We start from the raw sequence: 26,518 nt of genomic DNA on the forward strand, positions 1-26,518 counted from the left end.
ACCACTTCCTTCATCCATACCATTACTGATACCAACTTGTGGTTCGCTACGCTTGGCGGTAAATACCCGCGACTGGACTTACACCAGCTAGATTAGTGCCATGCTTGGCACACCGCAAAAAGGACCCAGCCACTGAGTGACTTGGTCCTTTATTAAAACAACAAGATTTGAACCGAAAGCTGTACTGAGGAATGTTCAACCTCAAGCAGCGTCAACGAAAATTGTTTTGGGGCATTGAGCAGTGCCCCAAAATGTTGTTATTTTCCAATTTGATTTACGACTTGCAAAAAGTCTTTAAACTATGCTCTATTCTCTCAACGGCATTGTCCTTACCTATGATTTCAATCAAAAGTGCGATATCTGGTCCGTGTACTTGGCCTGTCATTGCCACTCTAATTGGCATGAACAAGTTCTTTCCCTTGACCCCAAGTTCTTTTTGAAGCGCTTTAAAAGTGGCTTTTACATTGGCAACTTCAAGAACCTCTATTTCACTAAACTTGAGTTTAAGCGCCTCTAATAACGCTGACACATGTGCCATAGAGATCATTTCCTCTGCCTCTTGATCTTCAAGTTCAAAATGATTATTGTTTAGAAGACCAAAATAGGATTCAATCTCGTCTAACTTGTTTAATCTTTCTCTTAAGCACTCTACAATTTTCTCAAACCAAGGTTTATTGGCCTCAAAGTTTGCTTCGGTCGTAAATCCTGAAGTAACAAAATAAGGTTTGCAAAGCTCTGTCAACTGAGCCAAATCATATTGTTTGATATAATGGTTATTCATCCAATTTAACTTATCTACATCGAATACACCGCTTGACTTCGATACGCGATCAAACGAAAATTTCTCAATGAGTTCATCGATTGACATGATTTCTTCACCATCTTCTGGCGACCATCCAACCAGTGCAATAAAGTTGATAAGTGCTTCTGGTAAGTAACCTTTTTTTCTAAAGTCCTCAACAGAAACGTCACCTTCTCGTTTGCTAAGTTTTTTCTTAGATTGGCTCAATATAACTGGCAAATGAACAAATTGTGGTACTTCCCATCCAAAAGCTTCATAGGTGTATATATGTTTTGGTGTGGAAATAAGCCACTCATCCCCACGAACCACATGGCTAATCTTCATATAATGATCGTCCACGACAACTGCCAGATGATACGTTGGAAATCCATCTGCTTTCATGAGTACTTGGTCATCCATGTCATTTGTGTTCACTGCAATATGCCCTTTGATAAGATCATCAAACTCGATCACACGATTCTCGGGTAATTTTAGTCTCACCACATGTGACTCTCCAGCAGCAAGTTTCGCTTCAACTTCTTCTTTTGAAAGATGTCTACAGTGTCCATCGTATTTAGCCGTCTTACCTTCTGCCTTCTGAGCTTCTCTCACATTTTCCATTCTTTCTTTTGAACAGAAGCAGTAATAAGCATGGCCTTTTTCAATGAGTTCTTCTGAATGTTTTTTATATATTTCAAGTCGATCGGACTGAACATAAGGTCCATATTCGCCGATTTCAACAATCTTATCGTCCTCAAGCATTGGACCTTCTTCGTGCATAACCCCTGCCCATGACATGGCTTTTATCATACCTTCAACGGCACCTTCAACGAGTCTCGTCTGATCCGTATCTTCCACACGAAGAATATATTGACCCTTCTCTTTTTTTGCATATAAATAATTGTATAATGCTGTTCTTAACCCACCAATGTGTACATATCCCGTTGGGCTCGGTGCAAATCTTAATCTAACACTCATTTGAATGCCTCCTTTTTCTTCTTCGCTATTATACTAGAAATCCGATCCTCTTTCAATGACCAGCTTAATCTTACTCATGACAAAATCATAACTCTCACCGACATGAGGCTTTGTACAACCGCTACAGTCCTTAATCCCATGATTAATTGAGAAATTACCGCCACACTCGTCCTTGAGCATATAAAGCGGACAATAGCAAAATAGGCAGTTAAAAGTTTCCGGGTCAGCGCCTTTATGACATGGAAAATATTCGCATTCTCGATTCTGTGTAAATTTATAGTTTTCGCTCATTTGAAGCCTCCTCAATTTTTATCTTTTTCTAAAACCACGTAATTTATTAACAAAATGGTTGCTAATCATTTTTTTTTTGAATACAATAGGTACCAAGTAACACAAGGAGCAAAGTATGAAAAAACATTTTAAAGATATTGCAAAAATAGTCTTATATTCAAGTCTCTTTTCTATACTTATTTCATTTTTCCCACAAATAACACTTGAAGGGGCATTTGTATTCATGGGAGGATTCCTTTTCATTACCTCTGTTTTTGCAGCCTCTGCATATAAAGCTCGCGATCGACGCTCTTTTAAATTTATTGCCAATGAGCGCAATCAAAAGCGCTTTAAAGATCAAGAGCATGATCAAGGGCATGATCAAAACTTTGATCAAAATCAAAAACAAATCAGTCAAAAAAAATCTGAAGAAGCCTTTAAAAAAATGGTGATATCAGGTATTATTTTATTTGCATTTTCTTATTTTGCATTTTATTTATAAGAAGTCTTTTTATAAGCATCTTTTTTCTAAAAGAACCACTGCTTGAGCGGAAATACCCTCTTCACGACCTTCAAACCCGAGCCACTCTGTTGTTGTGGCTTTAATGTTAATCGAATCCGAACTACAGTTTAAAATGCGTCCTATATTCTCTTGCATCAAGGCTATATGGGGTGCCATTTTAGGTTTTTGAGCTACAATAACGGCATCTATATTGCCAATTCGATAATCTTCATCCTGCATCGTCTTCGCCACTTTTTCGAGTAAAATCATGCTCGAAATATCTTTAAAAGCCATATCTTGATCCGGGAAATGTTTGCCTATATCGCCTTTTCCAAGCGCACCCAAAATCGCATCCATAACGGCATGCAAGAGAACATCTGCATCCGAATGGCCTAGCAAGCCCTTATCATGTGCAATTTCAACGCCTCCAATAATTAATCTTCTCTCCCCAGTGAGCCTGTGTACATCGTATCCAATGCCAATTTTCATCTCAGATCCCTTTCTTCATTTTTAAATGCCATCATCCATTCTAAACCTCACGGTTATAATTAAAGATTGTGGCATTTGTGTCTGCAAGCAGAAACTGTTTTTTTATGGAGATTCCACATAAATTATATCAAATCTATTTCATTCTGAATACTAATTTCCCCATGCCGGGTACACTTAAAACAATTCTTTTTTACGTTTTTTTGTTTTTTTATGCCTTATTGAAATGTAAAAAAGCACCCTTTGAGTCAAGAATATGAACCCATCGCCTTAAATTAGATTTTCAGCTCTAACTTAAGACGGTGGGTTCATCACTTAAAAGGTACTTTATTTTTTCATACTATCCTATTTGGGTTTTGCAAAAATCATTCGACCGGCAGCTGTTTGTAGCACACTGGTCACGACCACATAGATCGTCTCATTAATACGTTTACGACCTTCTTCAACTACGATCATGGTCCCATCATCTAGATAAGCGACGCCCTGATTGGATTCTTTGCCTTCTTTGATAATTTGGATATACATTTCTTCCCCCGGAAGAACAACAGGTTTAACCGCATTTGCAAGTTCATTAATGTTTAGTATTTGAATTTCTTGAAGCGTCGCCACCTTATTCAAATTGTAATCATTCGTTACGATGCTACCGTTAATTTTTTGAGCTAACTTAATCAACTTTATATCGACTTCTGAAACCTCATCAAAATCTATATCTACTATTTTAACTTCTATAGGCATTTCCTTTTGGATTATTTTGAGAATATCCAGACCTCTGCGCCCTCTATTTCTCTTCAAGCCATCAGACGAATCCGCTATATGACGTAACTCTCTGAGTACAAATTCAGGAATGACAATCGTCCCTTCCACAAAACCCGTCTTGCAAATGTCAGAAATTCTACCATCAATAATCACACTGGTATCTAAAATCTTTGGTTTTACAAATTCCTCAGTTACAGTATTTTTATTGGGTTTAGGCATATTGACTTTTTTAGCCCAATCTTGCAATTTTGTGGGATCTTTCATGTTTTTCTGTGCAAGAGAAGACCCTAAATAGCCAAAAAAAATGAACGTCAAAATTTTCAATGCATTTGCAACCATGGGAATTGGTATAATCTCATAAAGTCCACTGATTAAAAAGGCGATTACAAGTCCTAAGACCAATCCCAGCAATCCAAATAAGAAATCCTGTGGCGGAATTTTCTCAAGCTCACTTTGAGCATACTGAACCATTCGTTTACTTGTTTTGATCATAAAATTGGAAAAAAAGTAGGCTAAAAAGCCAATTATAAGTCCTAATAAAGCGGGTATTATCACAGTGTAGACCATTCTGTCCACATTAAAAATATTTTTTAAATACAGTAGATCAGCAATATAAATACCAAAACCGATTCCGACGCAGAATCCAACAAAAGTAATGATATATTTTATTATTCTCTCAATCATTCAATTCCTCCTCTCTTTTTGTTATAGCAATCATATTGATTGTAACATAGTGAGCAAAAAAGTCAAATTATGTGAAAAAAAAAAAAGGGCTTCGCCCTCAATTACTACCAATCGTCGCATTCACCAAAGTGACTACTTCATCCTCTTTTAAATTTTTGGATAAAATAAGCTCGCTCACTAAGATCTGCTTAGAGTTATTCAACATTTTACGCTCGCCTGTGGACAATCCTTTTTCTCTATCAAGAATTTCTAGGTTTCTCACAACAGTGGCAACTTCAAAAATATCACCTGTTTTCACAAGCTCAAGATTTGAACGATATCTACGATTCCAATTGTCTGGCATAATGCTCTTATCCTGCGCAAGAATATCCATAACTTGGCCAAAAGCATTTATGTCGACCACCTTTCTAACGCCCAAATTTTCAGCATTATCAATTGGTAACATCACTTTCATGTTCCTGATTGGAAGTTTCAAAATATAAAATTCTCTCGTTTCTCCCATCAGTTCTTTTTCTTCAATTCCTTCGATGACCCCAGCGCCATGCATAGGGTACACTACTTTATCACCAATCTTAAACATAAGCAACCTCCATGCAATAATTTAATGTTATCTCCATTATACACTAGTTTTGAAGTTGTTTCAATAAAACTATATTTTACTATTTGTCTTAATCATTGTCAACACCTTTGTTTCAGGGATCAAAATTATTTTTTTTTAAAGTTTCTGCTCTACCCCATTCCATTTTTTTATGCCTTTTTCTTTAAAATAATCTGTGGTAAAATGTAATTAATCTAAACGATCTTAAAATAGCTCATTTGATGCTTTAACCATTTATAATATCGGAGGTTTTTATGAAAGATGTAATATATGACGAATTTCAAGATAAGGTTGATGAAGTCCTTATCAGGCATGCTAGTTTATTGGATATCTTGAGCAAAATCAACGATGCTGAATCCAAGTCCAATCGAGCTGTTATCAAATCCATCACAAACTGCGGCTGCATAACACTGGATGCTTCAAAGTCACCGCTGCCGGAAGGCACAGATTATGAATCTTTGAAGGAATATCGTGCTGACCACATAAAAGGCGCCTTATGTCCTACCTGTCGTGAAAAGATAGAGGAAGAATTGGGCAATCTTGAATTCTATATTGCTGCACTCTGCAACGCACTAGACATCAGCTTATATGACGTGATGTTAAAAGAGTATAAAAAAATCAACACATTGGGCAAGTTTAGTCTTTACTAGGGTTCTTCCGTACCTGCACATATGATAAAAATAAAAAGAGCTCATCGACAATACCCTTAACAGGTTTGTTCGCAGAGCTCTCTTTTTATTTAATAAAAGCATCGATCGATTCTATTTAAAAGAAGTATTTAAAGACATCTTCTATATGTTGCATCCCAATAATAGTAAACTGATCGGGGCGCTGTATGCCCTCTAGATTACTTTTGGGTATAATGGCTTTTTTAAAGCCCATCTTTGAAGCTTCATTAACCCTTTGTTGAACCTGATTTACCGTCCGAATCTCTCCGGTCAAGCCCACTTCCCCAAAGATGACCATATCGCTTGAAATACAGACTTCTCTAAAACTTGACGCAATTGCCATTACAACTGCTAAATCTGCAGCAGGTTCATCCAACGACATGCCCCCAACCACATTGAGATAAATATCTTGATTGTAAAGCGACATCCCCACTTTTTTTTCAAGTACTGCTGTTAAAAGGACCAATCTGTTATAGTCTATACCTATTGCCATGCGCCTTGGCATGTTAAAATTCGTTTGGGAAGCCAGACATTGAATTTCAACTAAAACCGTTCTCGTACCTTCCAGAGTTGGTATGATCACCGAGCCAGCTTCTTTTTTCGATGAATTTGTCAAAAATATTTTCGAAGGATTATCGACCTCAATCAACCCCAGATTAGTCATCTCAAAAATACCTATTTCATTAGTCGACCCAAACCTATTTTTGACTGCCCTCAAAATTCTGAAGATGCTTTGTCTTTCACCCTCAAAATAGAGTACAGTGTCCACCATATGTTCTAAAATCTTTGGTCCTGCTATTGCACCTTGCTTTGTCACATGACCTACAATAAAGGTCGTTACACCAAATTTCTTAGCAATGTTCATGAACTGGTTGGTGGATTCCCTCACTTGACTCACCGTTCCAGGTGCACTTGAAATTTCAGGATTAAAGACAGTCTGAATAGAATCGACTATAAGTACATGTGGTTTTAATTGTTCCACATGATATTTGATGCGTTCTATATTATTTTCTGCCATAATGTAGAGTTCTTCAGTTGCCATAGACAACCGCTCGGCTCTTAGTTTCGTCTGCTTGATAGATTCTTCGCCAGAAACATAGAGCACTATCTTTTTATCCATTGAAAGATTATTCGCCACTTGAAGCAATAAAGTTGATTTACCGATACCAGGATCCCCACCAACCAATATCAAAGAACCATTGACCAGACCACCGCCTAAAACAATGTCTAATTCTCTCATTCTCGTGGATACTCGACTTTCATGGTCATAGGCAATATCCTTTAATTTCTGGGGATAAGCTTCACTGTTAATATTAAGACTGGCCGTCTTCGTTTCCTTGATCTCAACATCTTCTACAAAGCTGTTCCACTCGCCACACTCAAGACATTTACCAAGCCATTTAGGAGAAATATAACCACAATTTTGACATACAAATTTCGTCTTTGCTTTTGACATAGATCCCCCTCTAATTTACGCTGAATTTCAAATCTGAATCTTCAACGGTTATCTCTATTGCCTCTATCTCTTCTTCATTAAGCATCAAATCAGCAATTTTATCTTTAATTAAGCGGTCCACAGCGCGTTTAATCGGTCTTGCACCATATTTTTCATCAAAATTGGTTTCAGCAATAAGCTTCGATACTTCTGAATCAAAGTGAATTTGAATGCCTTGTTCTTGCATAAGCGATTTAAAAAGAACGAGTTCTTTTTCGACAATACGCGTTATTTCGTTGAGTTCAAGTGCATTAAAGACAATGATTTCATCGATTCTATTGATGAATTCCGGTTTAAAAAAGTTCTTGGCCGCCGCCCTTATTTTCTCTTCCGCAATGGACTTAGAAGTATTGCCTCCAAAGCCCACGGTTTTAATGGAAAGCTCTTCAACACCGAGATTAGAAGTCAATATGAGCAATGTATTTTTAAAATCAACTTGCTTTCCTCTACCATCTTTGAGTTGACCTTCATCCATAATGGAAAGCAAAATATTGAGCACTTCAAAATCTGCTTTTTCCACTTCATCGAAGACAATCACACTATAAGGCATTTTTTTGACAGCATTGGTCAAAAGGCCGCCTTCTTTGTTGCCCTCATAACCCGGTGGCGAACCAATCAATTTTGAAACAGAATATTTTTCCATGTATTCAGACATATCAAACTTAATCAGATTATTGACATCCCCATAGAAAACATCTGCAATTGATTTTGCAAGTTCAGTTTTTCCAACTCCTGTGGGACCCACAAATAAAAAAGTCCCCACGGGTTTCCTTGCATCTTTAATCCCCAATCTTGAACGTTTTAGAGCATTTGAGATCATGTTGATTGCCTGTTCCTGGCCTAAAACCATTTCTGAAAGTCGTTTCTCTAACAACCTCAAATTTTCTTTTTCATGTATCTGGAGCTTTGTCACAGGAATATTCGTCCACTCCGAAACAGCTTGCTCAATATCCGCCACGTCAACGGTTAATTTTCTAGCTTGCATCAGATGTTTCGCCTTCTCATTTTTTTCAATATGAGATAGAATGCGCTTCTCTTCAGTTTGCAATTTAGATGCATTTTCAAAGTCCATTTCCAAGATCGCTTCTTCTTTATGCTCTTTAAGCATTTGTAAGCGATACTTGAGTTCATCTAAAATTTCTATTGTCTTCAAACTTTCAATGCGCTTTTTAGAGCAAGCCTCATCAATGATATCTATGGCCTTATCCGGCAATCTTCGATCTGTAATGTATCGCTGAGATAACCTAATGGCCGCATCAATAGCTTCATTAGATATGATTAAATCATGGTGGTTCTCATATTGATGTTTAGTTTGCTGAAGTATGGTGTAAGATTCTTCTTTTGTCGGCTCTTCAATTTTTAGTGGAATCAATCGCCTCATCATGGCTTCATCAGTCTCCAAATACTTTTGAAAATCTGAGAAGGTCGTCGCGCCAATCATTTGAATTTCACCGGTTGTCAACAAGGGCTTCAGCATTCCCATTGCATCTAGTGACTTTTCTCCAGTAGCCCCAGCACCGATTAAATTATGAAGTTCATCAAAAAAAGCAATGTACTTGTGTTCCTCTTTTAGAACTTTGAGCAATTCGTTAAAGCGCTCTTCAAATTGACCTCTAAACATGGTTCCAGACACCAAATAACTGATATTGATCAAAATCACTTCTTTATCTTTCAAGCCCTCTGGAACCCTGCCAGATGCAATCCGATTGGCAAGACCGTGAACCAGTGCTGTTTTACCGACACCAGGTTCCCCCAAAATACAAGGATTATTTTTAGTCTTTCTGCTCAGGATTTGGATTAACCGATTAATTTCGCGCTCTCGACCGATGATCTCTTGATAAGGCGAATCTTTAGCAATTTCTGTAAGATTAATGCCTACACGATTGATGACGTTTGGCACCTGAGTATCATAGGCTTCCTCAAAATCTACCAATTTCACTTGATAATTTAAAGCTTTATTCCCCTTAATAATCTTAGGGCCAACTTTCTCAGCGGGCGCATCTAAGATGTTTAAAAGCATCTTTTGAACATCTAAACTCAACGCTGTCAAAACTTTGTACCCAATGGCATACTTATCCTGCATGATACTCATTAAAATATGTTCTGGCATGATTTCGTCACTATTGGTTTCAAGAGAATATTGATAACTTCTCTCTATACAAGCCTTAGCCCTAGGGGTATAATCCTCAATTCCAGCATTATAATCCCCTTTGCCTATCCTTTTTATCAATTCAAGTCTCAGGTCGTCAGTGGTTATTTTATAGTAATCAAACACCGTGTGCACTTTGGAATTCTTTATAATAGATAGTCCCAAAATCAAATGCTCTGTTCCAACAAACCGATGTCCGAGGTCCCTTGCCTCAGCAAAGGCAAAATTGATGACATCATTTGCATTTTCATCAAAATTATATTTAAACATCAGCTGCCTCCCCTTTTAAATACATCACGTTACAATTCATTTTAATACTAGTTTATCATTCATTTTGCATTCTGAAAACAAGGAATCCATTGCACTCAAATATTGCATTCAAATATTGCACTCAAATAAAAGCATCACTCAACACGGAATGGATTCATCCAATGCGAGTGATGCCTCTATAAAATAAATACGCGGATCACTTTGAAACTTAGTACAAGCTTCCCCTACCTATTTCTCTCTGTGCGTTCACATCTTAAATGTGATACTCTATTTTTCATTTTCTCTTTTGGACTGTTCAATAACTTTTACTGCAATTTGCATAGGTACTTCTTCATAACGCTCAACTTTCATGCTAAACCATCCTCTTGCCTGAGTCATAGATCTTAAATCTGTGGCATACACGAACATCTCTGACTGCGGCGCTTCAGCGATAACTTTTTGGTAACCCATTTCATCTTGTTCCATACCGAGAATTCTACCTCTTCTTCTATTCATATCCCCCATGATATCTCCCATGAATTCATCAGGCACATAAATTTCAACATGCATTATAGGCTCAAGTAGAATCGGCTGAGCATTTTCCATCCCCTTCTTAAAGGCCAGATGTGCTGCCAGTTTAAATGCCATTTCTGAAGAATCAACGGGGTGATAAGACCCATCTAAAAGCGTTGCTTTCAAGTTGACCACCGGGAATCCTGCTAGAATCCCTTTTTCACAAGATTCTTGAAGTCCTTTTTCCACCGCAGGGATGTACTGACGTGGTACTGAGCCACCAAATATTTTCTCTTCAAATACAAAAGCTTCACTAGTTGGTTCAAATTTCACATGGATGTCTCCAAACTGTCCTGCTCCACCCGATTGTTTTTTGTGCTTACCTTGAACAGTTGCAACACCTTTAATCGCTTCTCTATAGGCCACTTTTGGATCTTCTAAGACCACTTCAACACTGAATATATTCTTAAGTTTGCTCGTGATTACCTGAATCTGAATTGTACCTTGACCACCTATGAGCGTTTGTTTTGTTTCCAAATTGCGCTCAACACAGAAGGAAGGGTCCTCATCGATCAAGCGATGCAGAGACGAATTGATTTTTTCTTCATCTCCTTTTGATTTTGGTTCAACTGCCAAGAAGAGTGCCGGCTTAGGTAAATTGATCCCTGCGTACTTAATTGGGTGATCTTTATCACAAAGCGTATCTCCTGTTTCAGTGTACTGAAGTTTTGCAGTAGCACCAATATCTCCTGCAACGACACGGTCACACTCCAGCTGTTCTTTGCCTCTTAAAAGAAACAGCGAACCAATTTTTTCTTTCTGATCTTTATTGGCATTTAATACTTCCAAGTCTTTTTTCATAACACCCGAATAAACTTTGAAAATCGATATCTTACCCACAAATGGGTCTACCATTGTTTTAAACACAAGGGCAGAAAGTGGCTCTGTATCAGATACCTTTCTCTCAATTTCCACTTCCGAATCTGGTTCAATGCCCTTATAAATACCCTCATTCATATCCAGTGGTGTTGGCATATAATCGAAAATCATACTCATAAGTGTGTGAATACCAATTCTCTTCTCAGCACTCCCCACAAGTACAGGTACAATTTCACCAGAGATAACACCTCTTCTAAGACCTTCATGAATCTCTTCAGTTGTAAAAGCTTCGCCTTCAAAATATTTCATCATGAGTTCTTCATCGCTTTCAGCAACTGCTTCTATTAGCATATCTCTAATCGGTTTTACACGAGGTAACATGTCTTCTGGAATAGGAGCATCTACACATTCAGTGCCATTAAATACTCTACCAATTTCATCTACTACATTTACAAAACCATTAAAGTTCTCACCATCTCCTATAGGAATGCAAAATGGCGCAATTTTTTTGCCAAACGTATCCTTTAACTCTTTAATCAACTTGACGTAGGAAACATTATCTTTATCCATTTTGTTGATAAAGACAATTTTAGGCATGTCCCTTTTTTCAGTAAAATTCCAAGCTTTCTCTGTGCCTACTTCTATACCTGAAGAAGCGTCAATCAAGATGACTGCTCCCCCTGAAACTCTGAGTGCACTGAATACGTCGCCTACAAAATCAAAATAACCTGGTGTATCTAAAAAATTATATTTATGATCCTGCCATTCAATTGGAATTACAGATGCTCCAATACTGAATTTTCGGTTAATTTCTTCTTTATCATAATCTGAAACGGTGTTGCCATCGTCAACCTTTCCCATTCTTTTTGTGACTTTCGTCGTGTACAATAATGATTCAGTTAAAGTTGTTTTTCCACTGCCCCCATGACCCAAAAATGCAACATTTCTTATTTTATCTACCGTGTAATTCTTCATAATAGTATTTCTCCTCTCATTATGCAGATTTATTAGAATTTTCGCACTATTTGTAATATTCTATAAACTTTCTCAAAATCCTTCTGCTGAGCATAAAAAATCTCAAAATAAATAAAATTTATTTTGAGATTTTCACAATGATAAACTATTGAATTAAAGAATACCTGACATTTTAGTCACTTCAAGACCTTTTTCTTTCCAAGCACTTATAATCGCATTCAGACCTATGGAATCACTGGCCATATGTCCTGCCACAATGATATTACCAATATTTTGATCTTTTACGGCTTTTATCACATCCTCTGGCGCATGCATTGCGATAATCGTGCCCACCCCAGCATCAAAATAAGCTTTGTAGACATCAGCGCCTCCATTTGTGCCCCCTGCAAAGAGTACTGCAATCTTACCGGCATAATCTTTACCAGAACCACATCTGATCACAGGCGAAGCCAATGCATTCTTGTAGATGTCAAGCTCGTTTAAAGCGGATACAACATCTTCCAGTGTTTTCTTATTTTGACCTTCAAACTTATCATCTAAATATTTTTGAACAAATCGCTCTCCAATGATATCTGCTGGCATGTGAATATTCATGAAAGGCATTCCAGCCAATTTAGCAAACGAAGAAACGCGATCATAATTGCATACATGATTGGATATGCTCACTGTGTTTATCTTTTTGCTCAGGGCCTTTTGGGCTCTATTGATCGGAACACCGAATTCAACCATTTTATCTATTTGACGTTCCATAACTTTAGAGAAGTCCGTCTTTGACGTATCTGCCTTTGGATGATGGCTTACAACCAGGTCGTAGCCCAGTTCTTTAGCAAGTAAAATCTCTGGGTTTTCCATGTCTATTCCGATCAATATCTTTTGAATCGAATCGCCTTCAACGTTTATCGAAGTATCCGATGGCATTTCCGATAATCCCGCCAGTTTTAAAGCAATTTCCATAATTTCTTTAGTAGTCATTTGATAGCCTCCTTTTAATTCCTCAACTAATTATATGATACTACTATTTTTGAATTTTAGGCTGTAAAATCACAAAATAAATTAGTGTTCCTAATTATTTTTTTGTAAAATTTGATTCTTTTTTTAATGAAAAAACTGTATTCAAATCCTGTGGACTCAAATACAGTTTTCCATATTAAAACAATTATTTCTTAGAAGAACAATCTCTTAGAAGCATTTTCTCTTAGAAGAATGGATTCAAAATCCGCTTATTATCTAACAGGACACGCACCCGTTTCACAGCCATCTGTTCCTATATCAAAATTCATTTCTTCCTTTTCATATTTAGTAATCAACGATGGTCTAAATGGCTTCATCTCAGAAACGCGTCTATTATATTCCTCTTCCTCTATGGACTCATAAGGCAACATTTGATAGAAACTATCATCCAAAGGCAAGAATGACAATGCCACAGTATCGTCCCAGTTCTCATAAACCCAATCTTCAACTTGTTCCCATTCTTCAGGTCTCACATGAACTGTAATAGAACAATTGTGGTCCACGTAATTTTCCATGAATAACTTGTAGTTTTCAAGTTGATCCAGTGCTGTCACATCATACTTTGTTTTACCGTATGGTGCTTTAACAGGAAACTCTACGATCTTAGTGGTGCAGGTTTCCCATTCTTGACCAACCTCAGGGAATACTGGATATCCGAGCTCTTCACAAACTTTAACCAGTGGATCATGGGCATTTATTCTAACACGTCTTATGAAGTACGGTGAATGCGAGTAGTGAACGCCGCTTGATACACTTGGCAATTGCGACAATGTCCCTTCAGGTTTAACTGTAGTCACTAGAATTGGCGCACTGGAGCCAAGTTCAGCTGCATATACTTCTGCTTCTTTCTGAGCAACGTCTCTCAATTGTCTTAAAACAGTTGCTTGTTCGGTTTTAGACATACCCGTTGCATTCACCATATCCTGCCATCCAGTAAGCGAACATCCCAGTAATTTATCTCTCTGTTGAACGTTATTCCAAAGTGGTAGTTCAAGTTCCACACAAGTCATTCTGTAGCTTGAACGTGCAGACAATCGCTGTGCTTTTAACAGCCCTTTGATATCTAGCTTGTCCTTTTCCACAAAGGCAAAAACATTTATTGTCGTAAGATTACAAAGGCCTTTACTATCTAATAAAATCTCACCACATGGATTAACACCATTGAAATTAGGTCTTCTCTTTGCACCTGCAACTTCATTAACCCAACCCGGCTCTCCAGAATATCTCATTTTTTCAAGTTGCCACTTTATCATTTCTCTGCTTGGTTTCTCACGGTAGTAAATGGAGTTGTTACTCATTTGTCTGTGCAGAATTTCTTCATTGACAACCCACTTGCCATCTTCCATTGTGTACAAATTCGATTTAGCTTCGATGCATTCTTTATCATCTGCATCCACGAGAACGATTTCAGCAGTTCTTCTTACGCCACCAACAACTACATTTTCACCAATTACATTTGCCACATCTAAGCAGTCAATAGGTCTCAATTTTACAGTTTTAGTCTCATGTAAAAGGCCTAACTTTTTAATGACGCGATCTATTTTATGGAACATATTTTTAAGACTTGTGTGACCGCTTGCTGTTCCACCGAATGTCCTCAGTTTCTCACCTTTTGGTCTTACGTGATCATAATCGATAATAATCGTTTTAATATTTCTGTATTCATTTGTATGGATGAGTTTTAAGAAGAAATCTAATGATTGGACCCAGCCTTCTTTTGAATCTCCAATAGTGATCTTAACGGTGTTATTATAGAAGAATTCCATACTTGTATTATCTTCACGTTCTGATCTAGGTAGAGGGGTGTAATCTTTATGAACCACTTCAAAATCTGTTCTCACCTTAGGTAATAAGGCCACATCCTCTTTTAAAATTCTAACGCCAACGCCTGACCCGATCATCAACAAGTAAAAGATGTCTTTGAATGCATCAAATGAATTGATAATTTGAAAACTGCAATTATAATTCGCCATTGGATAGTGTTTTGCAACAGGTGTGCCGCCCACCCAGAAGGTTCTTCCTGATAAAAACTGTCTCAAATTAAATATATTATCAAATAGTTCTTCAGCTTCTGAGCGATTGGTCTGCACAATATTACAGTTGTATTCCACTGCACGTCTTACGGTTTCCCACCAGTATTCTCTTCTCTTTTCATCCGGCAACCATCTTGAGTAAGTCCTATAATAAACAAAATTCCCCAGTTGTTCCATAGGTGAATTCATGTGCTTATACTTACTGATAAATTCATCCGTCAGTAGGCGATGATCTTCCTTCTTTCTCGAGGTTCTGGTCTTGTCTTTCTCATTTCTATAAATAATATATTTCTTTGCGGCATCTTTTCGAGGACTCTCCATCAAAAGATCTTCCACAAGATCTTGTATCTCATCAACAGAAATTGGCAATTCTCTTCCATTAGATACTTCTAAAATAGCATCTCCTATTGAAGTGCAAAGCGTTTCATCTATACCTATTGTTGTTTCCAACATTGCTTTCTCAATTGCCCTTACGATTTTACCGATTTCAAAATCGACAATAGTCCCATCTCTTTTTACTACTTTCATAGGTCTTCTCTCCCACCATTTCACAATATTTAGTAATTACTCTTTGCCGCTAACACTATATATTGTACCATCAGTCAATTCCACTGTAAACATCGAACATCAAAAAAACACAAAAAAACGGACCAATTGATCCGCTTTTTCAGTTCATATCATATGCATTTTATCTGTGAAATCACATTCTATTTCTTCCCAAGCAGTCTGAACATATTCTTTTTATAGGCTTCCACACCGGGTTGATCGAATGGATTCACACCTAGAACATAGCCACTGATACCACATGCCTTCATGAAGAAATAGAGTAATTTACCAAAATGGTAGGCATCTTTTTGAGGAATGGTCACCACTAGATTTGGTACACGACCGTCCACATGTGCCTCTAAAGTCCCTTTAAAAGCATTTTCATTGACATAGCTCATTTTTTTACCTGCAAGATAATTGAGACCATCCAAATCTTGATCTTCCATCTCAAGCACGAGGTCCTTCTCAACAGATTCTACTCTAACCACTGTTTCAAACATAATTCTTGGACCATCTTGTATCATCTGACCCATGGAATGTAAATCTGTTGTGTTATTCATCTTTGTAGGAAATAATCCCTTGCCATCTTTCCCTTCGCTCTCTCCATAAAGTTGCATCCACCACTCTGCTAGAAAGGCCATTGAAGGTTCATAATTGACCAGTACTTCGATCGCTTTGCCCTTATTATAAAGTACATTTCTCATAAGCGCATATTGATAACATGGGTTTTCATCGATATTCGTTTCTGAGTATTCCGTTTCGCCATCTTTAACCCCTTGCATCAATGCATCAATATCTATCCCTGCCACAGCAATCGGCAAGAGCCCCACTGGCGTAATCACAGAAAATCTGCCCCCTACATTAGCAGGAATAACGAAGGTCTCATAACCCTCTTTATTGGCAAGTGTTCTAAGAGCACCTTTTTCAGCATCTGTCGTTGCAAAGATTCTATCTTTCGCCTCAGTTTTACCGTATTTAGCCTCCAGTGCCTTCTTTAAAATTCTAAAAGCAATTGCAGGTTCTGTAGTCGTTCCCGATTTCGAAATGACGTTAAGACAAACCTCTTGCGTCTCTATAATCTCTAGAAGATCTGAAAGGTAAGTGCCACTGATATGATTGCCTGCAAAGTAAATTTTTGCACCTTTTCTCTTTTCTTTAGGCAGTTCATTGTAAAAACTATGGGATAATGCATCAATTACTGTTTTCGAACCTAAATAAGATCCACCAATACCGATGACAATTAAAACATCTGCTCTTTCATTGATTTTCTTTGCAGTGACTTTAATGCGTTCAAATTCAGCTTGATCATAACTTGAAGGATAGTGTAACCACCCCAGATAATCATTGCCTTGGCCTTTCCCGCTGTGTAAAAGTTCATGTGCCGCCATTATTTGAGGCTTAAAGTATTCATATTCATGTGCGCTCGTTAAGCTATTTGAATAATCAAATTTAATTTTACTCATTTTCTCATCTCCATTTTTCAAATCCATCGTCTGCTATGTCCATGACAATTTGTTTATGCTGACCGTCATCATTGATGCATTTTGGCATAAATTGCAGCGCCGATAATGCCCGCATCATTCTTAAGTTTAGCAATTTCAATTTTTGCAAGTGCTGAATTTTTATAATACTTTAAATCCTCTAGAGCCAATTTAATCTTATCCACTAGAAAATCACCTGCATTTGAAATACCACCACCTAGAAGAATGATTTCAGGATCGACCACGCAAATAATATTGATAATGCCCCTGCTCAAATATTTGACCAATCGATCAACCACCTTGTTGGCAAGAGCATCACCTTTTTTAGCCGCATCAAATATAATTTGACCATTAATATTGTTAATATCACCATGTGCAGCCGTCATGATAAGATCTGATACCTCACCATTTTCCAACAGATGCTTGGTGTATTTTATTATGGCCTTTGAAGAAGTAAAGGTTTCCAAACAACCATTTCTACCACAATTGCAATCATAAAAATTTTCACCAATGATCATGTGACCCATTTCAGACCCAATCCCATGATGTCCTGAAACAACTTCACCATTCACAAGGAGACCGCCACCAACACCAGTGCCAAGAGTCAGTATCACCGCATTGGTATATTGACCTTTCTGCGCAACTTGAAACTCCGCAACACCAGCTACAGTGGCATCATTATCTATGAATACTGGAATGCCAACGATGGTTTCTAGCTTTTCTCTAAGGGGTACATCATACCAGTTTAAATTAACACACGCGAGGACGACACCAGTATGCGGATCCGCAATTCCCGGAATCCCTATGCCGACACTTTCCACATCTTCTGAATGTGTTCTTAAAGTTTGAATAATTTCAGCAATATCGGCGATAATAGCATCGCTACCACGTTCCACAAGTGTGGGTTTCGAAATACTTCTTACAATTTGACCGGATGCGTCTACCAAACCACCGGCGATATTCGTACCACCTAAATCTATTCCAATGAACATACGGGCCTCCAATTAATAATAGTCACCCATAATTATACATCAATCTGAACAATATTCCAAATATCTTTTGCATACTCTAAAATCGTTCTATCACTACTAAACTTACCAGCATTTGCAAGGTTGGCGAGACATTTTTTAGCCCACTCTTTTTTGTTTTTATAGGCCTCATTGACCGCTTTTTGCGCTTCAACATATGCATCAAAATCATGCAAAATGAAATAATTATCCGGTTGATGCCAAGAGGCACCCATCAACAAACTATGGTGAAGTTCTTTAAACCAACCCGTTCCTTCATCATTAAAAGTCCCATCGACTAAAGTGTCTACTATTTTCTTTAACCTCGGATGGCTCATATAAATTTCAACGGGATCATAGTCTGCTTTCATGGCTTCGATCTCTTCTGACTTAGCACCAAAGATAAAATTGTTTTCCATACCCGCTTCTTGTACGATTTCCACGTTTGCACCATCCAAGGTTCCAATTGTCGGTGTTGCATTCAACATAAACTTCATATTGCCTGTACCTGATGCTTCTTTACCAGCCGTAGATATTTGTTCTGATAAATCTGCTGCTGGGAACAGTTTCTCCCCATAAGACACTCTGTAATTAGTGACAAAGACAACTTTAATTCTGCCATTCACATCTGCATCATTGTTCACAAGCTCTGCGATCTCATTGATAAATTTAATGATGCCCTTTGCACGTTGATATCCTGGCGCAGCTTTTGCGCCGAATATAAAGGTTCTCGGTACAATTTCATTTTCAGGATTTTCTTTAATATCAAAATACAAATTTAAAATTTGAAATGCATTGAGCAATTGACGTTTATACTCATGCAATCGCTTTATTTGAATGTCAAAAATGGCGTCTGGATTGAGCTCAATACCTTCCACTTCTTTAATATATTCAACCAATTGAAGCTTTTTAGTGTGTTTAATGTCCATAAGTCTATTGAGTACGGCATCGTCATTTTCAAATTTAGCCAATCCTTTAAGAGACTCAAGATCCTTTAGCCAATCTGGGTTATCCAATAACTCTGTGATAAATGCTGTCAATTCAGGATTACAAAGTGCCAACCACCTTCTTTGAGTGATGCCGTTGGTTTTATTCTGAAACTTATTAGGGAAAAGGGCATACCAATCCTTGAGTTCTTGATGTTTTAATATTTCTGTGTGAAGCTCCGCCACACCATTAATCGCCTTGGACCCATAGATCGCAAGATAAGCCATGTGAATCATATGATCAGATATAATTCTCATTTTTTGAATGACATTTGGATCATAATTTAAAGCTTTGAGCTCAGCTACAAATTGCTTGTCAATTTTTACAATAATCTCATAAATACGAGGTAAGAGCTCTTTATAAAAACCTTCCCACCACTTTTCAAGCGCTTCCATGAGAATCGTGTGGTTCGTATAGGAAAAAGTTTTATTGGCAATCTGCCAAGCCTTTTTAAAAGTCAAGTGTTCCTCATCTATGAGAATTCTCATAAGCTCTGGTATTGCCACCACCGGATGCGTGTCATTGAGCTGAATAGCCACATAGTCTGAAAAGTGTTCAAAATCGTCACCATGTGTTTGCTTAAACTGCTTTACCATATCTTGAATAGATGCAGATACAAAGAAATACTGTTGCTTTAATCTCAATATCTTACCTTGATCTTCAGAGTCATTCGGATAGAGTACTCTGGAAATGTCCTCTGCTCTATTTTTAGATTTAACCGCTAAATCATATTCCTGATCGTTAAACTTTTCAAAATCAAATGGTACAAGTGCTTCTGCTTTCCACAATCTAAGCGTATTGATGTTTTTAACCTCATAGCCGATGATAGGTGTATCGTATGGCACAGCTCTTACATCCCCGTCTCCAAAGTGAACGATAACAGATTCATCAAACCTTCTTATAGACCAAGGATCGCCATATTTTAACCACTCATCCGCTTCTTCTTTTTGGAATCCGTTTTCGATGAGCTGTTTAAAAATACCATAGTCATATCTTATGCCATAGCCGTGAAGCGGTATCCTTGTGGACGCCGCTGAATCTAAGAAACACGCTGCTAAACGCCCTAATCCACCATTTCCAAGACCGGCATCTTCTTCAATCTCTTCAATCTCATTTAAATTGAGATTTACAGATTCTAGAAGTGTCGAGAAAGTTTCTGTCTGTCCTAGGTTTAGCAAATTATTTCCAAGTGCTCTTCCCATTAGAAACTCTGCGGATAGATAAAATGCTTGCTTGCCTTTTGCGTAAGCCTTGGTAGAAACTTCCCATTGATCTGTCAGTGACACCATTAAAGTCTTAGAAAGAGCTTGATAAATCTCCTGTTTTGTTGCTGTCTCAAGTGTTTTACTGTACTCCGATTTTAAAATAAATTTTATATCCTCTAAATATGTGTTCATATTCTTCTTCCTTTCTTTTCCTAAAAATCAAAATGTTTCTGACCACTGAACTTGCCTTAACGCTCAACGCAGATCATTCAAATTTTCAAGATATACTTATGCTCTGACGATCCATTGATTTTTTAAGCTATGATGACTATTGTTCGATTTGACAACTTGATTATGGTCTACTTCCAAAATGCTCAAATGATACTCACCGCGTTTGAAATCAAAGGACTCGCCATCGTCTTCATAAAGTTCATATTTTAAATAACCACTGCCGTATCCAATCACAGAAAGTTCATTTTTTTTGAGTTTAGAAACTCTATCCATAGGTGCGACAAGTGGCAACAATTTACCTGGTCTGATAAAAATAAGAATTTCATTTAAATGCGCTTTTATATAATGATATCCTGCTTCAACTTCTTCTAATTGAGATGTATTGATATTTTCATAAGCGCTTGCTTTCCACAGCAGCATTTTTTCAGGTAAATAGACTGTTCTCCCCTTGGCATTTTGTTCATAAACAGGTGCTATCATCAGGGATTCACCCACTAGCAATTGATCTTCCACACCATCTGCTTCTGCTGATGTATATTCAAAACTGAGTGGTTTAAAAAGCATATCAAATTGGATAGAGGCCTTCATAAACTCAGAATATAAATAAGGGATTAATGCATATCTCAACCTGATAATATCTCTTAACTGTAGTCTTATTTTTTCCTCAAAACGCCAAGGCTCTTGCATTTTTGTCCCCAAGGCACTATGATTCCTGAGCAATGGCGTAAATAGACTAAACTGTAACCATCTCACCATTAAATCTGGACTGACGTCATCTTGAAAACCGCCTGTATCTGCTCCTGAATAAAGAAATCCCACCATATTCAAGGATGGCATCATCTGAATATTCAATTTTAAATGCTCCCACCAAGAATGGTTATCGCCTGTCCATATGCCTGAATGCTTAGCCATCCCAATATGTGATGCCCGCGTTAGAAGCAATACTCTTTGGTTCTCATCAAATTGCTTAAAGCCCTCATCTGCTGCTCTTGTCATATTGTAGCCATATAAATTGTGAACCTCATAGTGATTTACCCTTTGAGTACCCACTTTATGATATAAATTCTTATAGTCTGCCACAGCATTGGACAAGCCATTGACCTTTTCAATCATCTCAAAGAAAGAATAGATATCCAAATTGGTGTTTTCATGTGCTTTCAGCCATTCAAAAGTTTCTTTCAGCCTCTGCTCTGAATAAAAGATGGCGGGTTCATTCATATCGTTCCAAAATCCCTTAATGCCTTGATCTAATAAGAAATGATATTTTTTTCCAAACCATTTTCTTGCGTCTGGATTTAAGAAATCTGGGAAATGAACTTTCCCTGGCCAGACTGCAGCAACAAAAGGGTTGCCCTCAATATCTGTACAGAAATAGTCGTTTTCAATCCCCTCCTCATACACATCATAATCCGGTTCTATCTTTACACCTGCATCAATAATTGGAACAAGTTTTATATCCTTTTGAAGCATACTGTCCACAAAAGATCTAAAATCAGGAAATCTTTCATCGCTCACTGTGAAATCTTTAAATCGTTCCATGTAGTCAATATCCAGATAGATTGCGTCACATGGTATATCATAGGTTTCAAATCCCTTTGCAATTTCACGCACAATATCGGCATTTTCATAACTCCATCTACTTTGCTGATATCCAAAAGCCCATTGAGGCGGTACATAATTCATACCAATACTTTGTCTAAACTGCTTTACAATTTCGTTTAACGTTCCCTCATACAGATAAATATCAAAATCTTTACCTGCAACGAGAATACTCATTTCGTCTATGCAGGAAAATCCGATATCGTAGTTGATCTTACCAGAAAAATCAATGTATACACCCAAATTAGATTCCCCATGAATAATAAAAAAATTATGAGCTGCATACAATGAAGTCTTTCCCGGTAAATGCTTGGATTCATCAGAGCAGAAAGACTCATACTGATAGCCTCTCTTGTTAATGCCTCTCAAATTCTCTCCTAAACCATAGACACAATCCGCATCACTCATTTCAAATTTAAGCAAAACTTTAGTTTTTAAATCACATATTTCTAAAATGGCCTCTGTATCATAGCTTGCTTCACTGAAAGACCTATCTAAAATCGTGTCTGTTGGGAAGCATGTCCCTATACTAATTTTTCTAACTTGATTTTCATTTCTGAAAGTTTTCATTTATTTTCACCTCCATTTTCCCTATTCGAACAACTCGAATCTCTAATCATAAGCTTTGTTGGAAATTGAACATGTTTATGATTTTCTACGGACTCCAAAAGCCCTACCATAAGCTCCCCTGTTGAGATGGCAATCTCTCTTACAGGTTGCCTAACAGTTGTCAATGTTGGATTAAAAAATGCCGCATAATCTATATCATCAAATCCAATTACGGATATATCTTCTGGAATTTTTAATCCCCTATCTAAAATGGCTTTACTTGCTCCTATGGCCATAATATCTGAAATTGCAAACACTGCTGTGAGCTCTGGGGCTTTATCTAAAAGTCTATTCATCGCTTCATATGCCGTCTCAAAAGTATAGGCCCCCATGTCGAAATAGAGTTCATTTTTTGAGATGCCTGCGTTGCTCAGTGCATTCATGTAACCTCTAGTACGTGCAGTTCCAATGGATAAATCGCCAGCGCCCGTGGTGATAATCCCAATGTGTCTATGGCCTTCATCACAGAGATACGTTACTGCATCAAAAGCTGCACGTTCATTATCTATTGCAACACTTGAATACAAATTCTTATTAATGGATTCATCCATGTTCGTAGATGCCACAATGAGGGGTACCCCTAATCTCAAAAGGTCCTTCTCTGTTACATCATTGAAGTCACCACCTAGACAAATGAGACCGCACAGTTTCTTTTCCATGATAAACTCATAGGCAATATCAATATCTCTCATATGTTCATTACTTCTTAAACTGTCTAGTTGACTGGCAGAATTATCTCCATTGTAGTGACTCAACAACCCATATCCATTTTGAGAGAGAATGTTTTCAATCGAACCCAACATTTGAGCAAAAAACGGGTTATACAAACCTTTGATGAGTATACCGACATCATCTGTTTCAGTCCGCTTTAAATTTCTAGCACTATTGTTGGGAATATAATTGTATTCTTCTATAATCTTCAGTATATTCTCTCGTGTTTCTGCCTTGACATCGGGATGTTGATTGATCACCCTGGAAACCGTGCTCACCCCCACGCCTGCCAATCGTGCAATATCCTTAATGTTAATACTTTTCATACTGATTCAACTCCTATATCTTCTACAACATAGATAAAAAGAGACATCCTATGGTCATAATCAAATCAAATGCCGTTACTTTCTCATCAAGTGCCTCATCTGTAAAAACACCCACTCCTAGATCAAATAGGAGCAGATAAATTTATTTTACGTTTTGGTAACGTTTTCGGTAACGTTACCATTTTATTATACCACACTTCTTTTTTTGTGAAAACCATAATTTATTATCCTGATTTTCAATACAGTCCTACCTTTAATATAAAGAGTCGCATATTACTTACTTATTATAGGGACTTACAATAAAAAAAGAGCCCTAGAGGGCGCTTTTTTAATCAAGTGATATTACAATTTAACATCCATATTTCTTGTAACATCTATATTTCTTTTAAAAGATGATTTCGCCAAATATCTCATCATATGCTTTCCAACAGATTGAACTGTTTATAATCTTGATCTTCAAAATTTGAAAGCGTCAATCCAACGAGTCTAACGGGCTTATCAAGTTCCAGCAATTCAAAAGTGCTATTTAGAGCTTCACGCCATATTTTTAGATTATTGGTATAGTATTCAAGACTGTAACTTCTTGTAAACTGTTCAAAATCTTGATACTTTATTTTAATAGTAATGGTTTTGGCCATTAAAGACCTTTTTTCCAATGCTTCTCTGATCCTTATGAGGTATTGGTCCAATATGCCCTTTATAATCTCTCTATCTGTTGTGTCTTCCTGCAGTGTCGTTTCCTTACCATATGATTTTCGATCATGATGTTCCTCGACAGTTCTGTGGTCAATGCCATGTATTCTATGGTAAATTTCGGTTGCATAAAGTTCACCTAAAAATTCATTTAGAAAACTTTGCGGATATTGATATAAATCCTCAATCGTAAAAATACCAATGTTATTCAGTTTTTCGCACGTCTTTTTTCCAAGACCGTGAATCCTTATAATAGGTAACGGCAACAATATACTAGGAATATCTTCTCTTTTTATTACAAAGATCCCATCTGGTTTATTCCAATCAGAAGCCAGCTTTGCTAAAAACTTGTTATAGGATAGTCCAACTGAAACTGTAAGACCTGTCATTTGATTAACCGATCGCTTCAAATCCATTGCAATTTCAATTGCCGACTGATTACACTCCGTTATATCAATATAAGCTTCATCAATGGAGACAATTTCAACATGATCAAATTTGCTCTTAATAAACTCGAAAATCTGTCTGGATACTTCTTGATATCTCTTCATATTTCCAGAAACGAAAATGCCATTTGGACAAAGCTTTTTTGCAACAACAGCACTCATGGCACTTCGAACACCAAACTTTCTTGCCTCATAAGAACAAGTGGCTACAACACCTCGATCTGAATCTCCCCCAACAATTAGAGGTTTATTCTGATACTCCGGATGATCTAATTGTTCAACTGAAGCAAAGAATGCATCTATATCAAAATGTAGAATCTGCCTATCCATATCAAAACCTTCTTTTAAAATCATTTTAGTCACTACACTTTATTATAGAACATTAGTTCTGTTTTTTCAAGATACTATTCTTCTTGTACTCTTAAAAATCTTTCTAAAACATCTATGTCTAGCGCTTACGAATTTGAGCGCTAAAGATTATTATTCTTTAAAGTTTATCTTTTAGGAAGTAAATCATGTGATATTCATCGCCATACGTACCATCTGAATACTTCATAGCGTGCTTCTTGGTGCCAAAAACTTCAAACCCTAATCCAAGATACATTGAAAGCGCCCTAAAATTTTGTGTGACAACTTCGAGTTCAAGCTGTTCTATGCCGTTGTTTTCACACCATTTGATACAGGCATGCATCATTTTTTTCCCGATGCCCATTTGCCAATAATCCTTTTTCAAAGCAATTCCCATGGTTGCTCTATGCAAAAATCTCTTCTGCGTAGATATGCGACCAACTGAACAGTTCCCAACAATACATCCGTTCACTTCACTCAATAAAAAAAGCATATTGTCATCTGTTAAACTATTCTTTATAAATTTCTTTTCCTGCTCTACTGTGAAAGAAAATTCCCCAGGTTCTCTTGCTAAAAACTTAGTTTCACAATCAACTGTTTTCATCTGTTCTATTAGGTGCTCTGCATCATCTTCAACAGGTGTTCGAATAACCAGAACTTCTCCATTCTTTAATATATGCTCATCTCTATACTCTTTTTTATAATTTTCTCCATATGCCTTCATAGGACAACCTCCAGTATATTTTCTCGCACATTAAGATTATGATAGTCCTGCTGGTCATTTACAGTATCTATCGGATTCTTAAAGTATCTTTCAAATAATTATACCAGAAATATCAATCAATAGGAAAATGCGTCGAGTAGTAGGTGGTTAGGTCCTCTCAGAAGCTGCGTTTTTTATGCAACTTCTGCCTTGCGCTGCCTTAAGTGCGGAGAACTTTGCGTCATGTAACAGGTATGATCTTTCAAAAAAGCAAAGAGACCTGATTATTCAATCAGATCTCTTTGTAACCAGCAACGTTCTACTCTCCTAGCCTATTATCTCAAGCGAAGCGTCGAGTAGTAGGTGGTTAGGTCCTCTCAGAAGTTGCGTTTTTTATGCAGCTTCTGCTTTGCGCTGCCTTAAGCGCAGAGAACGTTGCGTTATGTAACAGGTATGATTCTTTCAAAAAAAAGCAAAAAGACCTGATTATTCAATCAGATCTCTTTGTAACCAGCAACGTTCTACTCTCCCAGGCAGCTGCCCGCCAAGTACCATCGACGCTGGAGGACTTTACTTCTGTGTTCGGTATGGGAACAGGT

At 37.3% G+C, this 26,518-nt stretch carries 19 protein-coding genes and 1 rRNA gene; 2 read left to right on the forward strand and 18 right to left on the reverse strand.

What is annotated here, in order from left to right:
* Positions 1-274: 274 nt before the first annotated feature.
* Positions 275-1,759 carry a glutamate--tRNA ligase gene (gltX, locus tag ISU02_RS22830; RefSeq protein ID WP_194704177.1) on the reverse strand — a complete coding sequence of 495 codons (1,485 nt, stop codon included), beginning with the start codon at positions 1,757-1,759 and terminating at the stop codon, positions 275-277.
* A gap of 33 nt (positions 1,760-1,792) precedes the next feature.
* A complete protein-coding gene (locus ISU02_RS22835; RefSeq protein WP_194704178.1) occupies positions 1,793-2,050 on the reverse strand; it encodes a cysteine-rich small domain-containing protein in 258 nt (85 codons plus the stop codon).
* A 115-nt stretch (positions 2,051-2,165) separates the two neighbouring features.
* On the opposite strand from ISU02_RS22835, the gene ISU02_RS22840 reads away from it, so the two are divergent.
* Positions 2,166-2,531 (forward strand): hypothetical protein, encoded by a 366-nt coding sequence (locus ISU02_RS22840; protein ID WP_194704179.1) that lies wholly within the window; start codon positions 2,166-2,168, stop codon positions 2,529-2,531.
* Between the two features lie 9 nt (positions 2,532-2,540).
* Here the strand turns inward: ISU02_RS22840 and ispF are convergent, their stop codons facing one another.
* The 3 genes from ispF to ISU02_RS22855 form a co-directional block, all read right to left on the reverse strand.
* Positions 2,541-3,020, reverse strand: a complete 480-nt coding sequence (gene ispF, locus ISU02_RS22845; protein WP_194704180.1) for a 2-C-methyl-D-erythritol 2,4-cyclodiphosphate synthase — start codon at positions 3,018-3,020, stop codon at positions 2,541-2,543.
* A gap of 342 nt (positions 3,021-3,362) precedes the next feature.
* Positions 3,363-4,457, reverse strand: a complete 1,095-nt coding sequence (locus ISU02_RS22850; RefSeq protein ID WP_194704181.1) for a PIN/TRAM domain-containing protein — start codon at positions 4,455-4,457, stop codon at positions 3,363-3,365.
* Positions 4,458-4,554: 97 nt separating this feature from the next.
* Entirely contained in the window at positions 4,555-5,037 is a 483-nt protein-coding gene (locus ISU02_RS22855; RefSeq protein ID WP_194704182.1) for a CarD family transcriptional regulator, read from the reverse strand.
* Positions 5,038-5,309: 272 nt separating this feature from the next.
* Between ISU02_RS22855 and ISU02_RS22860 the strand changes: the two genes are divergently transcribed.
* Positions 5,310-5,705, forward strand: coding sequence for a nucleoside triphosphate pyrophosphohydrolase family protein (locus tag ISU02_RS22860; protein WP_194704183.1), 396 nt, complete (start codon positions 5,310-5,312; stop codon positions 5,703-5,705).
* Between the two features lie 115 nt (positions 5,706-5,820).
* Here the strand turns inward: ISU02_RS22860 and radA are convergent, their stop codons facing one another.
* The 13 genes from radA to rrf form a co-directional block, all read right to left on the reverse strand.
* The gene (gene radA, locus ISU02_RS22865; RefSeq protein ID WP_194704184.1) at positions 5,821-7,179 is read right to left on the reverse strand and encodes a DNA repair protein RadA; all 1,359 of its coding nucleotides are present in this window, start codon (positions 7,177-7,179) and stop codon (positions 5,821-5,823) included.
* 10 nt (positions 7,180-7,189) lie between these two features.
* The gene (locus tag ISU02_RS22870) at positions 7,190-9,637 is read right to left on the reverse strand and encodes an ATP-dependent Clp protease ATP-binding subunit (protein ID WP_194704185.1); all 2,448 of its coding nucleotides are present in this window, start codon (positions 9,635-9,637) and stop codon (positions 7,190-7,192) included.
* A gap of 267 nt (positions 9,638-9,904) precedes the next feature.
* On the reverse strand, positions 9,905-11,983 hold the full coding sequence (gene fusA / locus ISU02_RS22875) for an elongation factor G (RefSeq protein WP_194704186.1): 2,079 nt from the start codon (positions 11,981-11,983) through the stop codon (positions 9,905-9,907).
* Between the two features lie 153 nt (positions 11,984-12,136).
* Positions 12,137-12,955, reverse strand: a complete 819-nt coding sequence (locus tag ISU02_RS22880; protein ID WP_194704187.1) for a Nif3-like dinuclear metal center hexameric protein — start codon at positions 12,953-12,955, stop codon at positions 12,137-12,139.
* A 251-nt stretch (positions 12,956-13,206) separates the two neighbouring features.
* Complete coding sequence (gene nrdJ / locus ISU02_RS22885) at positions 13,207-15,555, reverse strand: ribonucleoside-triphosphate reductase, adenosylcobalamin-dependent (protein ID WP_194704188.1); 2,349 nt, start codon at positions 15,553-15,555, stop codon at positions 13,207-13,209.
* Between the two features lie 179 nt (positions 15,556-15,734).
* Positions 15,735-17,036 carry a glucose-6-phosphate isomerase gene (locus tag ISU02_RS22890; protein WP_194704189.1) on the reverse strand — a complete coding sequence of 434 codons (1,302 nt, stop codon included), beginning with the start codon at positions 17,034-17,036 and terminating at the stop codon, positions 15,735-15,737.
* A gap of 68 nt (positions 17,037-17,104) precedes the next feature.
* On the reverse strand, positions 17,105-18,046 hold the full coding sequence (locus tag ISU02_RS22895; RefSeq protein WP_194704190.1) for an ROK family protein: 942 nt from the start codon (positions 18,044-18,046) through the stop codon (positions 17,105-17,107).
* 32 nt (positions 18,047-18,078) lie between these two features.
* A complete protein-coding gene (locus tag ISU02_RS22900; RefSeq protein ID WP_194704191.1) occupies positions 18,079-20,445 on the reverse strand; it encodes a glycogen/starch/alpha-glucan phosphorylase in 2,367 nt (788 codons plus the stop codon).
* A gap of 96 nt (positions 20,446-20,541) precedes the next feature.
* Positions 20,542-22,653 (reverse strand): TIM-barrel domain-containing protein, encoded by a 2,112-nt coding sequence (locus ISU02_RS22905; RefSeq protein ID WP_194704192.1) that lies wholly within the window; start codon positions 22,651-22,653, stop codon positions 20,542-20,544.
* Positions 22,650-23,729 carry a LacI family DNA-binding transcriptional regulator gene (locus tag ISU02_RS22910; protein WP_194704193.1) on the reverse strand — a complete coding sequence of 360 codons (1,080 nt, stop codon included), beginning with the start codon at positions 23,727-23,729 and terminating at the stop codon, positions 22,650-22,652. The genes ISU02_RS22905 and ISU02_RS22910 overlap by 4 nt, the downstream gene beginning before the upstream one ends.
* A 413-nt stretch (positions 23,730-24,142) precedes the next feature.
* Entirely contained in the window at positions 24,143-25,198 is a 1,056-nt protein-coding gene (locus tag ISU02_RS22915; RefSeq protein ID WP_194704194.1) for a DNA polymerase IV, read from the reverse strand.
* A 157-nt stretch (positions 25,199-25,355) separates the two neighbouring features.
* On the reverse strand, positions 25,356-25,940 hold the full coding sequence (locus tag ISU02_RS22920; protein WP_194704195.1) for a GNAT family N-acetyltransferase: 585 nt from the start codon (positions 25,938-25,940) through the stop codon (positions 25,356-25,358).
* A gap of 487 nt (positions 25,941-26,427) precedes the next feature.
* Positions 26,428-26,518, reverse strand: a 5S ribosomal RNA gene (rrf, locus tag ISU02_RS22925); the annotation flags it as partial.

This window comes from Fusibacter ferrireducens (assembly GCF_015352425.1).
Lineage (GTDB): Bacteria > Bacillota > Clostridia > Peptostreptococcales > Acidaminobacteraceae > Fusibacter_A > Fusibacter_A ferrireducens.

Excerpts from the sequence above, each read along its gene's own strand:
- gltX (WP_194704177.1), bottom strand. The coding sequence starts at position 1,759 with ATGAGTGTTAGATTAAGATTTGCACCGAGCCCAACGGGATATGTACAC.
- ISU02_RS22835 (WP_194704178.1), bottom strand. The coding sequence starts at position 2,050 with ATGAGCGAAAACTATAAATTTACACAGAATCGAGAATGCGAATATTTT.
- ISU02_RS22840 (WP_194704179.1), top strand. The coding sequence starts at position 2,166 with ATGAAAAAACATTTTAAAGATATTGCAAAAATAGTCTTATATTCAAGT.
- ispF (WP_194704180.1), bottom strand. The coding sequence starts at position 3,020 with ATGAAAATTGGCATTGGATACGATGTACACAGGCTCACTGGGGAGAGA.
- ISU02_RS22850 (WP_194704181.1), bottom strand. The coding sequence starts at position 4,457 with ATGATTGAGAGAATAATAAAATATATCATTACTTTTGTTGGATTCTGC.
- ISU02_RS22855 (WP_194704182.1), bottom strand. The coding sequence starts at position 5,037 with ATGTTTAAGATTGGTGATAAAGTAGTGTACCCTATGCATGGCGCTGGG.
- ISU02_RS22860 (WP_194704183.1), top strand. The coding sequence starts at position 5,310 with ATGAAAGATGTAATATATGACGAATTTCAAGATAAGGTTGATGAAGTC.
- radA (WP_194704184.1), bottom strand. The coding sequence starts at position 7,179 with ATGTCAAAAGCAAAGACGAAATTTGTATGTCAAAATTGTGGTTATATT.
- ISU02_RS22870 (WP_194704185.1), bottom strand. The coding sequence starts at position 9,637 with ATGTTTAAATATAATTTTGATGAAAATGCAAATGATGTCATCAATTTT.
- fusA (WP_194704186.1), bottom strand. The coding sequence starts at position 11,983 with ATGAAGAATTACACGGTAGATAAAATAAGAAATGTTGCATTTTTGGGT.
- ISU02_RS22880 (WP_194704187.1), bottom strand. The coding sequence starts at position 12,955 with ATGACTACTAAAGAAATTATGGAAATTGCTTTAAAACTGGCGGGATTA.
- nrdJ (WP_194704188.1), bottom strand. The coding sequence starts at position 15,555 with ATGAAAGTAGTAAAAAGAGATGGGACTATTGTCGATTTTGAAATCGGT.
- ISU02_RS22890 (WP_194704189.1), bottom strand. The coding sequence starts at position 17,036 with ATGAGTAAAATTAAATTTGATTATTCAAATAGCTTAACGAGCGCACAT.
- ISU02_RS22895 (WP_194704190.1), bottom strand. The coding sequence starts at position 18,046 with ATGTTCATTGGAATAGATTTAGGTGGTACGAATATCGCCGGTGGTTTG.
- ISU02_RS22900 (WP_194704191.1), bottom strand. The coding sequence starts at position 20,445 with ATGAACACATATTTAGAGGATATAAAATTTATTTTAAAATCGGAGTAC.
- ISU02_RS22905 (WP_194704192.1), bottom strand. The coding sequence starts at position 22,653 with ATGAAAACTTTCAGAAATGAAAATCAAGTTAGAAAAATTAGTATAGGG.
- ISU02_RS22910 (WP_194704193.1), bottom strand. The coding sequence starts at position 23,729 with ATGAAAAGTATTAACATTAAGGATATTGCACGATTGGCAGGCGTGGGG.
- ISU02_RS22915 (WP_194704194.1), bottom strand. The coding sequence starts at position 25,198 with ATGGATAGGCAGATTCTACATTTTGATATAGATGCATTCTTTGCTTCA.
- ISU02_RS22920 (WP_194704195.1), bottom strand. The coding sequence starts at position 25,940 with ATGAAGGCATATGGAGAAAATTATAAAAAAGAGTATAGAGATGAGCAT.